The sequence below is a fragment of the Merdimmobilis hominis genome (assembly GCF_016901855.1).
In the GTDB taxonomy this organism is placed as follows: domain Bacteria; phylum Bacillota; class Clostridia; order Oscillospirales; family Ruminococcaceae; genus Paludihabitans.
Map to the genome: position 1 here is coordinate 16,156 of NZ_JACJKY010000025.1, position 12,772 is coordinate 28,927.

General features: G+C 51.6%; 12 protein-coding genes. All 12 read left to right on the forward strand.

The window, feature by feature from the left end:
• The first annotated feature begins 113 nt into the window (after window positions 1-113).
• The 12 genes from alaS to H6A12_RS11470 all read left to right on the forward strand — a co-directional run bounded on the left by alaS (window position 114) and on the right by H6A12_RS11470 (window position 12,637).
• On the forward strand, window positions 114-2,762 hold the full coding sequence (gene alaS, locus H6A12_RS11415; RefSeq protein ID WP_204447985.1) for an alanine--tRNA ligase: 2,649 nt from the start codon (window positions 114-116) through the stop codon (window positions 2,760-2,762).
• 17 nt (window positions 2,763-2,779) lie between these two features.
• Entirely contained in the window at window positions 2,780-3,118 is a 339-nt protein-coding gene (locus H6A12_RS11420) for a histidine triad nucleotide-binding protein (RefSeq protein ID WP_204447986.1), read from the forward strand.
• A gap of 49 nt (window positions 3,119-3,167) precedes the next feature.
• Entirely contained in the window at window positions 3,168-5,261 is a 2,094-nt protein-coding gene (locus H6A12_RS11425; protein WP_204447987.1) for a ComEC/Rec2 family competence protein, read from the forward strand.
• A gap of 4 nt (window positions 5,262-5,265) precedes the next feature.
• A complete protein-coding gene (gene holA / locus H6A12_RS11430; protein ID WP_204447988.1) occupies window positions 5,266-6,333 on the forward strand; it encodes a DNA polymerase III subunit delta in 1,068 nt (355 codons plus the stop codon).
• Window positions 6,321-6,920, forward strand: coding sequence for a toprim domain-containing protein (locus H6A12_RS11435; protein WP_204447989.1), 600 nt, complete (start codon window positions 6,321-6,323; stop codon window positions 6,918-6,920). Before holA ends, H6A12_RS11435 begins: the two co-directional genes overlap by 13 nt.
• 4 nt (window positions 6,921-6,924) lie before the next feature.
• Window positions 6,925-8,334, forward strand: a complete 1,410-nt coding sequence (locus H6A12_RS11440; RefSeq protein WP_204447992.1) for an MBOAT family O-acyltransferase — start codon at window positions 6,925-6,927, stop codon at window positions 8,332-8,334.
• Window positions 8,335-8,355: 21 nt separating this feature from the next.
• Window positions 8,356-9,489 (forward strand): DHHW family protein, encoded by a 1,134-nt coding sequence (locus H6A12_RS11445; protein WP_204447994.1) that lies wholly within the window; start codon window positions 8,356-8,358, stop codon window positions 9,487-9,489.
• A 95-nt stretch (window positions 9,490-9,584) separates the two neighbouring features.
• Window positions 9,585-10,721, forward strand: coding sequence for a glycoside hydrolase family 27 protein (locus H6A12_RS11450; RefSeq protein ID WP_204447996.1), 1,137 nt, complete (start codon window positions 9,585-9,587; stop codon window positions 10,719-10,721).
• 5 nt (window positions 10,722-10,726) lie between these two features.
• A complete protein-coding gene (locus H6A12_RS11455) occupies window positions 10,727-10,912 on the forward strand; it encodes a hypothetical protein (protein WP_204447999.1) in 186 nt (61 codons plus the stop codon).
• A gap of 116 nt (window positions 10,913-11,028) precedes the next feature.
• Entirely contained in the window at window positions 11,029-11,439 is a 411-nt protein-coding gene (locus tag H6A12_RS11460; RefSeq protein ID WP_204448001.1) for a peptide deformylase, read from the forward strand.
• Window positions 11,440-11,462: 23 nt separating this feature from the next.
• Window positions 11,463-12,176, forward strand: coding sequence for an SDR family oxidoreductase (locus H6A12_RS11465; protein ID WP_204448003.1), 714 nt, complete (start codon window positions 11,463-11,465; stop codon window positions 12,174-12,176).
• On the forward strand, window positions 12,173-12,637 hold the full coding sequence (locus H6A12_RS11470; protein ID WP_204448006.1) for a flavodoxin domain-containing protein: 465 nt from the start codon (window positions 12,173-12,175) through the stop codon (window positions 12,635-12,637). The genes H6A12_RS11465 and H6A12_RS11470 overlap by 4 nt, the downstream gene beginning before the upstream one ends.
• Window positions 12,638-12,772 lie beyond the last annotated feature (135 nt).

The window sequence follows — 12,772 nt, forward strand, 5'->3', positions numbered from 1 at the left end:
TGGTACCACGGAAACGCACAAGCGTCTTCGTCCCAGTGTTTGGGACAAAGACGCTTTTTTTAATGATACACACATCCGAGCAAATTTTATTTTATATTGGAGGAACCCTTTTCATGGAATGGACATCACTCAATGACCTGCGTGAATCGTACCTTTCGTTTTTTGAAAGCAAAAACCACACGCGCTTAAAGAGCTTCCCGCTCATCCCGATCAATGACAACAGCTTGTTTTTGATTAACTCCGGCATGGCGCCGATGAAAAAATATTTTTTGGGTCAGGAAACACCGCCGAACACCCGCGTCACCACCTGCCAGAAATGTATCCGTACGCCGGACATCGAAAACGTCGGCAAAACCGCACGCCACGGCACCTTCTTTGAGATGCTCGGCAACTTCTCGTTCGGCGACTACTTTAAACGCGAAGCAATCAACTGGGCATGGGAATTCTTCACCGAAGTCTTAAAAATGCCGAAAGAAAAACTGTATGTCTCCGTCTATTTAGAGGATGACGAGGCATATGACATCTGGACAAAGGAAGTCGGCGTTGAGGAATCGCACATGGTGCGCATGGGCAAAGAGGACAACTTCTGGGAGCATGGCACCGGTCCGTGCGGTCCGTGTTCGGAGATCTACTTCGACCGCGGCGAGGACAAAGGCTGCGGCAGCCCGGACTGCCATGTCGGCTGTGAATGCGACCGTTTTGTCGAGGTGTGGAACCTCGTGTTCTCGCAGTTTGATTCCGACGGCAACGGCAACTATGCACCGCTTGCACAGAAAAACATCGATACCGGCATGGGTCTTGAGCGTTTGGCTTGCGTCATGCAGGGTGTGGACAACCTGTTCGAGGTTGACACCATCCAGAACATCATGAACCACATCAGCAAAATCGCCGGTGTTGCTTATCATGAGGACGAGAAAAAAGACATTTCGCTCCGTGTCATCACCGACCATATCCGTTCGACCACATTTATGATCGCAGACGGCGTTATGCCGTCGAACGAAGGCCGTGGCTATGTCCTGCGCCGTTTGCTGCGCCGTGCTGCCCGCCATGGCAGACTGCTCGGCATCAACAAGCCGTTTTTGTATGAAGTCGTCGAAACCGTTGCGCACGAAAACCGTGCCGCATATCCGGAGCTTTCCGAAAAAGTGGAATACGTCAGCCGTATGGTGAAAAACGAAGAGGAAAGCTTTGCAAAAACAATCGAAAAAGGCTTTGAGCTTTTGAATCAGATGATCGACGAGATCGACACCGCTTCTGTCGAGGAGCCGACACTTGCCGGCACACAGGCATTCCGTCTGTACGATACGTACGGCTTCCCGCTTGATCTGACCCGCGAAATCATCGCAGAGCACGGCATCAAAGTCGACGAGGAGGAGTTTGTCCGCCTGATGAACGAGCAGCGCGAGCGTGCCCGCAATGCGCGTGCAACCGGCGATGCATTCGGCGTGGGTGACGATTCCCTCTCCGATCTGACCGAGGACACCGTGTTTGTCGGCTATGAGCAGACCGAGTGCGATGCTGTTATCCGTGCCATCCTGTTCGAGGGCGAACGCGTCGGCACTGCGCTTGCAGGCCAGAAAGTCGTCGTCGTTACCGACAATACCCCGTTTTACGCAGAGAGCGGCGGACAGGTTTCCGACAAAGGCGTCATCACCGCAGAGGGTGTGCGTCTGAATGTATACGACGTACAGAAATCGAACGCAGGTGCACAGATTCTCCATCTGTGTGAAGTCGCAGAAGGCAGCGTAAACGTCGGCGACCGTGTTTACATGGACGTCAACAATCCGCTCCGTGATGCGATTGCAAGAAACCACACCTGTGCACACTTGCTGCATGCCGCACTGCGCAAAGTGCTCGGCACCCATGTGCATCAGGCTGGCCAGCTGGTCAATGCCCGCGAACTGCGTTTTGACTTCTCGCACTTTGAAGCGCTTACCCGCGAAGAACTCGATCGTGTTGAGCAGGAAGTCAACCGCGTGATTCTCAATGCAACACCGGTTGCGCGTTATGAAACTGATATCCAGTCGGCAAAAGACAAAGGTGCAATGGCACTGTTCGGCGAAAAATACGGCGAGCGCGTGCGCGTGTGCGAAGTCGGCGACTTCTCGATCGAGCTGTGCGGCGGTACGCACGTGGAAAATACCGCAAAAATCGGTCTGTTCAAAATTCTCTCCGAAAGCTCGGTTGCAGCAGGTGTCCGCCGTATCGAGGCAGTCACCGGTTACGGCGTGCTTGATCTGATTTCTGCACAGGAATCGCTTTTGCAGAAAACGGCTGAGAATTTAAAAGCACCGAACCTGATGGAAGTGGCAAACCGTGCTGCACAGGTTATGACAGAGTTAAAAGACAAGGCAAACGAAGTGTCCGCACTCACTCAGAAAATCGCGGACAGCAAAGTCGAAGGCCTGTTTGAAAATATTCAGCGCATCGGTGAAATCGGCTATGTCACCGCAATGTTCAGCGGCACAAAACCGGATTCTCTGCGTGTGCTCGGCGACAAGATCAAAGAGCGTGCACCGAAATGCGTGACACTGCTCGTCGGCGTCAATGAAGGCAAAGGCACCATGCTGTGTGTCTGCGGCAAAGATGCCGTTCAAGCAGGTGCACATGCAGGCAAAATCGTCGGCAAAGCAGCAGCAGTTGCAGGCGGCAAAGGCGGCGGACGTCCGGACAGCGCAATGGCTGGTATTGCAAAACTCGACAAAATCGACGACGCATTTTTAGCACTGCCGGAAATTCTCAAAGAATTTATCAAAGCATAAAGGGAAGGTGTATTTCGATGGACTGCATTTTCTGCAAAATCATCGCGGGCGAGATCCCGTGCAACAAGCTGTATGAGGACGAGGATGTGCTGGCGTTTTTTGATATTGCGCCGCAGGCACCGGTTCACTTTCTGGTGATTCCGAAAGCGCATATCGAAAGCATGGCTGCAATCACAGCAGAAAACAGCCGCATTCTTGCAAAAATCGGCGAAGTGATTGCAAAACTCGCAAACGAGCAGCATCTTGAGGACGGATTCCGTGTGATTACCAACACGGGTGTAAACGGCGCACAGTCGGTCAAACATCTGCATTTTCATGTGCTTGGCGGCGTAAAACTCAGTGAATCGCTCTGCTAAAACAGCATATTTTTTCGTTTTGGAAGAACGGCCGTTAGCCGCAGTCGGAATGTCTTTTCTGGCTGCGGCTTTGGTCGTTTCTTTTTTTGACATTTCCGTGTCGATTTTTGTCGGAATTTGTTTTATCGCAGCCATCTTGGCAATTTTGCTGTTTCGTGCGGCGCCGCGGGTATCCCTGCGGATTGCTTCGGCGATACTGGGAGCAGTGTTTTTCTTCTGCTTTCTGTCCGGACGCATCGATCTGTCTTCGATGCAAGGGCAAACGGTCATACTGTCCGGACAGGCACAGCAGACGGTGCAGAACGGCACGCTCGCTTCGTGCGTGCTGAACAATGCACAGTGTACGCAAATCGACGGATCGTTTCGTGTGATGATCTACCTGCGCGGCGAACCCGATTGGAACGACGGCGATACGCTGACAGTCAGCGGAACGATCCTTTCTGCAGAGCAGACGGATGGATTTGATTCTGTGCAGTTTTTGTCCAAAGAAAATCTCGCGGGAAGCGTCTTTGCGCAAAGCATTTCGATTGAAAAAACAGGAATGCTCCCGCCGGACTCATTGGCAAAGCGGGCAAACGACTGGATCTGTACACAAATCAAAACGCGTCTGCCGGGTGAAGCAGGTGCCGTTTTGTGCGGGATGCTTCTGGGAAACACCGACGGAATCTCCGACCGGACAACCGATGCGTTTCGTACTGCCGGTGTGGCGCATCTGTTCAGCGTGTCGGGATTTCATATCACGCTCGTTTCCCTTGCACTCAAACGGCAGCTTAAACGATTTCGGCTTTCAAACCGCAAGTCCACCGTCATTGCGCTGTTTGCCGCATGGGGATATGTGTTTTTTTCGGGCGGAGAAATTCCCGCGGTGCGCGCCGGCATCATGATTTCCTTTGTGCTGGCAGGCGGATTGTTCGGACGCCGGAGCGATTCGCTCAACAGCCTGTTCGGCGCGGCGCTGTTCATTGTGCTCTCTGCACCTTACGCACTCACCTCCGCGAGCTTTCTTTTATCGTTTTCCGCGACACTCGGGCTGTGTGTGCTCGCACCGAAGCTGTTGGATGCGGCCGAATCTGTCCTGCCGTTTAAAAACCGCGCAGTGCATTCTCTGATTACATCGGTGTGTGCTTCGGCGGCGTGTTCCGTTTCGATTCTGCCGGTTTCGGCTTATTTCTTTGGCGGCATAAGCCTTGTTTCCCCGCTTGCGAATTTGTTTGTCTGCTGTATCGCGGGGTGCGCGGGCGGTCTGTTCCTTGTTGGATGTCTGCCCGGGATGCAGATGTTTTGTGCATGTGCGTCATCGCTTCTTCACCTGCTTTGCGAAGGGATCGCGGCACTTTCCGATCTGCCGGCTTCCTTTTTCGGATTCTCCTCGCCGGCGGGTGTAATCGCACTGTCGGTGTTTTTGGTGAGTATTGCCTGTGCTTTGATCGTCAGCAAACAGATGCGGCGTTATATCGTGCGGTTTTTATGCGTGATGCTTGCAGGGATGACCGTGTTTTTCGCAGGAATGCAGTATATGGATCGTGATGCCGTGCTGTCTTATACCTTTTCGTATTCGGATGAACTGCAGGCAGTCATCAGTGTGCAAAACGGCACAGCCGACATCACGGTTCTTGGCGACAGCCGGGACTACGGACTGCCGCTTCTGTCATTTTTGAAAGCGCGGAATGTGCATACCATCCGCTCGCTCATTTTTACGGAGCGTGCCACCGCTTCCGTCACGCCGATTCATCTGCTCAATGAAACACTCGGCGTTTCGCATGTGATCATGCACCGTGATAACCCGATCTACACCCCGCTGTTTCGTGCGGGATACGATCTGCTCACCTTTTCGAACGGAAAATACCTGCCGCTTTATGCAGGAATCGACGTGCGGTGCAGTGAAACGGGAACGGTGACGGTGATGATCGAGAAAAACGGCATCAAAACAGGCATTTCGGCCGATCAGAGCATATCGGGTGCGAATGTGCAGTTTCTGCATGTAAACAATTTGAAAACACTCTATACAACAGAGGGAATTTATTCTATAATAATGAATGCACCGCCTGATTTTGTCTTAAAAGGCGGCGATCACGTCTTTTCCGCACCGCCGTCTGTGACCGTGCGGGTGGACAAGTCAGGCAGAATTTCTGTATGGAGGTGAAGAAATGCCGGTTTTGGAGGATCGCGCGCTCATGGACGCGCTCAAAGCAGGAAAGCTTGCAAATGTGTATTATCTTTACGGCTCGGAACCGGCATTCATCCAGACTGCGCTCAAAAAAATTTCTGCCACTGTGGATACCGGCTCGTTTGACGAGTTTAACCGCATCGCGTTTGACTCAGAGAAGCTTTCTGCCGATGCGGTGGCAGAGCACTGTGAAACACTGCCGATGATGGCACCGCAGAAGCTTGTGCTTATCCGGAATTTGAATGCGGAAAAGCTTGCGGAAGCATCGCTTTCGACGATACTCACCACCGTTTCTTCTCTGCCGGAAACGACCGTGCTCGTCTTTTGCAATACAGTGTTTGACCCGGGAGACAAAAAGGTGTCCGCAAAAAACAAAAAGCTCATCGACGCCGTCAAAAAAGTGGGTGTTGTGTGCCGGTTTGACCCAAAGGACGAAAAAACCATCTGCCGTGCGCTGTGCGAGCGGGCGGCAAAGCGGTATATCAGACTCGATATGGACACCGCGCAGTCACTCATCGAGCGGTGCGGCACAAATTACAGCACGCTTTTAAACGAGGTGGACAAGCTGTGTGCCTTTGTAAATGAAGGCGAAATCACAAAAGAAGATATTGTGCTGTGCTGTCCGCCGTCGATTGAAGCCGGTGCGTTTACGTTGGCAAAGCAGCTGCTTTTGTCGCAGTATACGCAGGCGTTTTGCTCACTTGATAAGCTGTTTTATTTAAAAGAAGAGCCTGTGCGGATTGTGGCGGCGCTTTCGATGGCATTTTCCGATATTTACCGCGCAAAGGCCGGCATGGCGGCAAGAAAAAGCGCCGATCAGATCGCAGCCGACTTTGCCTATCCGAAAAACCGGCTGTTTGCGGTCAAAAATGCGTGCCGCGATGCAAACCGCTTTTCACTTGCGCAGATTCATGCGTGTGTCGATGCGCTTTACCGCGCAGACCGCGCCATCAAATCGTCAAAGGCAGATAACCGTTTGATTTTGGAACAAATGATCGGTGAAATTGCCGCGCATATGCGTGCAGAAAGGAACTCATGGACAAAATAAAGGTATCGCGCGCCGTCATCGTGGAGGGACGCTATGATAAAGCAAAGCTTTCCTCGCTGATTGACGGGGTGATTATTCAAACCGACGGCTTTCGGATCTATAAAGACCGCGAAAAAATCGCGATGATCCGCGCACTTGCAAACCAGCGCGGACTTTTGATTCTCACCGACTCCGACCGGGCAGGCTTTCAGCTTCGGAACTTCATCCGTTCGATTGCAAAGGGCGCGGATATCCGCCATGTGTATATTCCGCAGATAAAAGGCAAGGAAAAGCGAAAAGCCGTCCCCGGCAAAGAGCATCTTTTGGGGGTCGAGGGAATTGACGCCGACTGCCTGCGCACACTCATCGAGCAAGCCGGCGCACTCGACCGCGAGGAGCCCAAACGCTCCCGTCCGATCACAAAGCTTGATTTTTTTGAGGACGGGCTTTCCGGCGGCGCGGACGCTAAGAAAAAGCGGGAATCGCTGTTAAAAAAGCTCGGACTGCCCACTTATCTTTCGCAAAACAGCCTGCTCGATGTCATCAACGGGCTCATTACTTACGAAGAATACCGTGCATTCTGCAAACAAATAAAGGAGGAACAATAACAACATGGTTTTTTCAAGCATGACGTTTTTATTCGGCTTTCTGCCGATCGTACTGCTCGTCTACTATCTCTCACCCAAAAAGGTGAAGAATCTGATCATCATGATCTCGGGCATTCTGTTTTATGCATGGGGCGAACCGCTTTATGTGTTCGTAATGCTTTTAACGATTGTCGTCGACTACTTAGCAGGTCTTTTGATCGACCGGTTCGACGCATTTCCAAAGCGAAGGCTTGCAGTGCTGATTGGCTCAGTTGTGTTGAACCTCGGCTTTTTATGTGTGTTTAAATACGGCTCGTTTCTCATTCAGAATATAAACGATCTGTTCGGCACGCAGATTTTTGATCCGCAGCTGCCGCTGCCTATTGGCATTTCGTTTTACACGTTCCAGGCCATGTCGTATACAATCGACCTCTATCGCCGCAGTATCCGCGTGCAGAAGAGCATCGTCAATTTCACCGGCTATGTGACGCTGTTCCCGCAGCTGATTGCCGGCCCGATCGTGCGTTACAGCGATGTCGAGGAGCAGATCAACGAGCGTGAGATCTCGATGAACAAAATAGCTGACGGCATCAGCATTTTCATCCGCGGTCTTGCCAAAAAGCTGATTCTCGCAAACAACATCGGCGCAGTGTGGACGCTTGTCAAAGACATGGACTATGCGACACTGCCGGTGCTCACAGCATGGATCGGCATTCTGGCGTTTACATTCCAGATCTACTATGACTTCTCCGGTTATTCGGATATGGCAATCGGCCTTGGCAAAATGCTCGGGTTTGATTTCCCGCAAAACTTCAACCATCCGTATCTTTCAAAGAGCGTGTCCGAGTTCTGGCGCCGCTGGCACATGACGCTCGGCTCGTGGTTTTTGTCGTATGTCTATATTCCGCTGGGCGGCAACCGTGTCGGCAAATTAAAGCTTGTGCGCAACACGCTGATTGTCTGGATGCTCACCGGCCTCTGGCACGGCGCAAGCTGGAACTTTGTGCTGTGGGGTCTTTACTTCGGCGTGCTCATTCTGTTAGAAAAACTGTTCTTAGGGAAACTCTTGCAGAAGCTTCCGCGCGTTGTGCAGTGGCTTTACGCGTTTTTGCTCGTCGTGTTCGGATGGGTGCTGTTTGAGATGACAAGCCTTTCGTCGATCGGCTCGTTCTTCGGTGCACTGTTCGGCGTAAACGGCGCGGCGCTGTTCGACCGCCAGTCTGTTTATCTGTTCTTGTCAAATATCCTGCTGTTTGTGGTGTGTGCATTCTGCTCGACGAATCTCTCCCGCCGGATTTATCACTTTGTCCGCGACAAATGGGCACTCTGGTGCGCAAATACCATGCGGCTGGGACTCGACGTGGCACTGTTTGCCGTGTCGATCTGCTATGTTGTCACATCCACCTACAATCCGTTTTTATACTTTAACTTCTAAGGGAAAGGAGTACGTGTTTTGATGGCTTCCAAACGAATTCTGCTTGCATTGTTTTTTGCCGTAATCTTTTTGTTCCCGATTGCGTCGCTCATTGTGCCGGACAAAACGTTTTCCGAGCTTGAAAACAGGGCATTAAAGTCAGCACCGACGTTTTCGGCGGATACCGTGCTCGATAAATCATTCATGGACGGTACGGAATCGTATCTTGCCGACCACATTGTTCTGCGCGATGAAATTGCAAAGGCAAAATCGGCAATCGAACTCGCGGCGGGCAAACGTGAACTGGGCGGTGCTTATGTATGCGAGGACAAACTGGTCGAGCATATCGCAAAACCGGACGAAACCGTCACTGCATTAAACGCAGAGGAAATCAACAAGTTCGCACAAAAATACAGCGGAAAAATTGATACAACGGTGATGCTCGTGCCGACGGCGGAAACGATCTACTCCTCGACACTGCCGATGTCTGCACCGTATATCGATCAGACCGCCTATATCAAATCGTTTTATGATACCCTTCAGAACGTGAACACCGTCGATGCATATGCAGTCCTTTCGGCACACCAGAAGGAGTATATCTATTACCGCACCGACCACCACTGGACAAGCTACGGTGCATATCTCGGCTATACCGCGCTTGCAAAGCCGCTCAACTTCAAAGCGGTTTCGCATGATATGTTCAACATCGAGCATGTGGCAAACGATTTTCTCGGCACGCTTTATTCAAAAGCGTTGTGCCACGAGGATTTTGCCGATACCATCGATCTGTACACCTATTCTCAGGGCGATCCGGTGAATGAGGTGGTGCGGTATATGGGCAAAAACACCCAGACTTACTCCTCCATCTTTTTCCGTGAAAATCTCGAGGGAAAAGACAAATATACCGTCTTTTTGGGACAGAACACACCGGTTGTCACGATCAACACAAACGTCAAAAACGGCAAAAAGCTCATTGTGTTTAAAGACAGCTATGCAAACTCAATGATGCAGTTTTTGACGCTTCACTATGAACAGATTGCCGTTGTCGATCTGCGGTACTTAAACGTGCCGCTCTCTGATTATGTGGACATGAACGACTATCAGCAGGCACTGTTTTTGTATAACGTCGGTACGTTTACAGGCGACCAGAGCATGCGCAAGCTTGCCGGCTGTTAAAAATCAAATCATGGAACCAATAAGCCCTTGCGACGCGCAGGGGCTTATGCTATACTCAGGGTGAAATTTTAAGAAACGGACAGCGAGGTCTTTTTATGATCCCCAATACCCCGCCGATGGGCTGGAATTCCTGGAATACATTTGCGCACAAGATTGATGAAAAACTGATTCTCGAGAGCGCGGACCGCATGGTCGAAAGCGGCATGCGCGATGCAGGATATCGCTATCTTGTCATCGACGACTGCTGGGCAAAACGCGAGCGCGACGAAAACGGCCGACTGGTTCCCGATCCGGAGAAATTCCCGCACGGCATGCGCTATGTCGCCGATTATGTGCATGAAAAAGGACTGCTGTTCGGCATGTATTCCTGCGCGGGCATGATGACGTGCGCCGGCTATCCGGGCAGCTTCGGCTATGAATTTGTGGACGCCGCCACCTTTGCGGAATGGGGCGTTGACTTCTTAAAATACGACTACTGCTATAAACCTGCACAGGCGGACGGTGCAATGCTCTACCGCCGCATGGGTACGGCACTCAGAAACTGCGGCAGGGATATTTTGTTCTCGGCATGCAGCTGGGGCGCCGATGATACGGCGCAGTGGATTCATACGACCGGTGCGGGCATGTGGCGCTCGACACTCGACATCGTGGACGCATGGAAATCGGTGCATGATCTGCACGCACAGCAGACAAAGCTGATGCCGTACGGTGTAAAAGGCTGTTTTAACGATATGGACATGCTCGTCGTCGGCTTAAACGGTGTGGGTCATGTGGGACTGACCGGCATGTCGTTTGAGGAGTACAAGACGCATTTTTCGCTCTGGGCAATGCTTTCCTCTCCGCTGATGGCAGGATGCGATTTGCGCACGATGACCGACGAAACAAAACAGATCTTATTAAACAAAGACATGATCGCCATCAGTCAGGACCCGCTGTGCGCACAGCCGTATGTTGCAGGCGGACATCCGTGGCCGGATGCAAACGAGGATTATATCTGGGTACGGTCACTCCAAAACGGCGATCTTGCCATCGGATTTTTCAACATGGGCGAAACCGATACGAACATGACGGTGAGCTTGTATGACCTCGGATTCGACAGCGGATGCGGCAAAACGCTCTCGCTGTTTGATGTGTGGAGCAAGGAAACGTCCCGTCCGGTAAACGGCAGTATTACCCATGCGGTGAAAGCGCATGAATGCGTTGTATACCGTGCAAGCGTGGTGGACGCATGAGTGCTGTGTGCAGAACGTGCGGCGCACCGCTTTCAAACGACGAAATCGGGCTTTACAAAAAGCTTGTGAGCCGCCGCGCAGAGGATTTTTTGTGTATTCGGTGTCTTGCAGAGACGTTTTCCTGTGACGAAGCGCTCCTGCGTGAGAAAATCAAACAGTTTAAAGAATCGGGCTGTATGCTCTTTGTGTGATAAAAAACCGGTGAAATCTTTCACCGGTTTTGCCTTTTGGCATCCAGAAACATCATTGCTTTTTTGGATTCACGGGATTACAATAAGAGAAACGACACAAATTTGCAGGAGGACACATGGTAAGAGAGATTTGCAAAGATGAAGCGGTGCTGTCGACGCCATCGGTGCCGGCGACAGAGGCCGACCGTGCGGTGGCGGATGATCTGCTCGAAACACTCAAAGCGCACAAGGCAGGATGCGTGGGCATGGCGGCCAACATGATCGGTGTAAATAAGCGGATCATCGCATTTGAGTACGAGGGCGGCTACCGGGTGATGTTCAATCCGCAGATCATCAAGCACAAGTCGCCGTATGAGGCGGAGGAAGGCTGTCTGTCTTTGTCCGGCACACGGAAAACAAAACGCTATGCGTCGATCAAGGTACAGTATCAAAACGAGTCGTTTGCAACGCGGTTTCAAACGTTTACCGGATTTTGTGCGCAGATCATTCAGCATGAGATCGACCACTGTGACGGCATTCTGATTTAAAAATAAGAAAGGAACGATCGAGGATGTTTCGTGATCGGGTTGCCGTCGTGACAGGCGGCGCAAAAGGCATCGGAAAAGCGATTGCCGAGCAGTTTTCTTTAGCAGGTGCACATGTGTGCGTGATCGACCTTTTGCCAAACGATGGATTTGTCGGCGATATCGGCGAGCAGGCAGTGCTTGAATCGTTTGCAAAAACGGTAATCGACACATACGGACGGGTTGATTTTCTCATCAACAACGCACTGCCGCTCATGAAGGGCATCGACGACTGCACCTATGATGAATTTTTATATGCACAGCGTGTCGGCGTGGCGGCGCCGTTTTATCTTGCGAAGCTGTTTTCGCCGTATTTTGCACCGGGCGCGAGCATTGTGAACATCTCCTCCTCGCGCGACCGTATGAGTCAGCCGCAGACCGAGAGCTATTCCGCGGCAAAAGGCGGCATTTCCGTACTCACCCATGCGCTTGCCGTGAGCTTTGCCGGACGGGTGCGCGTCAATGCCGTGGCACCGGGATGGATTGACACAACGGGCACGGTCTATACAGGCGCAGATGCATCACAGCATCCGGCAGGACGTGTGGGCAATCCGCTTGATATTGCGAATATGGTGCTATATTTGTGCTCGGAGCAGGCAGGATTTATCACCGGCGAAACGATTTACATCGACGGCGGCATGACACGCCAGATGATTTATCATGGCGACTGCGGCTGGACATTCGGAGGACAATCGGAATGAAAACGGCAATCTGCTACTATTCGGCGCACCATCATAATACCTTAAAAGTCATTCGCGCAATGACGGACGGTTATGACGTCGATCTCATTGATGTCACCAAAACGGATAGCGTCGATTTGTCCGGCTATGACTTGGTCGGATTTGCATCGGGGATTTACGGCTTTGCGCCGCATGAAAAGGTGACACAGTTTGCACAGCAGTTTCTTTTGCCGCACACGCCGACCTTTTTTGTGTATACGTACGGCTTGCAAAAAGGGACTGGGACAAAACCGCTTCAAGCGGCGGCCGCGGCGGCAGATGCGGTGGTGCTCGGAGAATATGGATGCAAGGGATACGACACGTTCGGCCCGTTTAAGCTTGTAGGCGGCACGGCGAAAGGCCACCCGGACGCACAGGACTTGTCTGAGGCACGCGCGTTCTTTGAACGTATATACCAAACGGTGTCAGTGGAAAAGAAATAAAAAAACACACGATGCGTGTTGATGCATTGCACCTGTAAAATGAAAGTAGACACTCACAAAAGTGTGGGTGTCTACTTTTTTCGTAGTAAAATAAGAGAAAAAGGAGGAATAGGAATGGGAAAGAAAGGGACACCA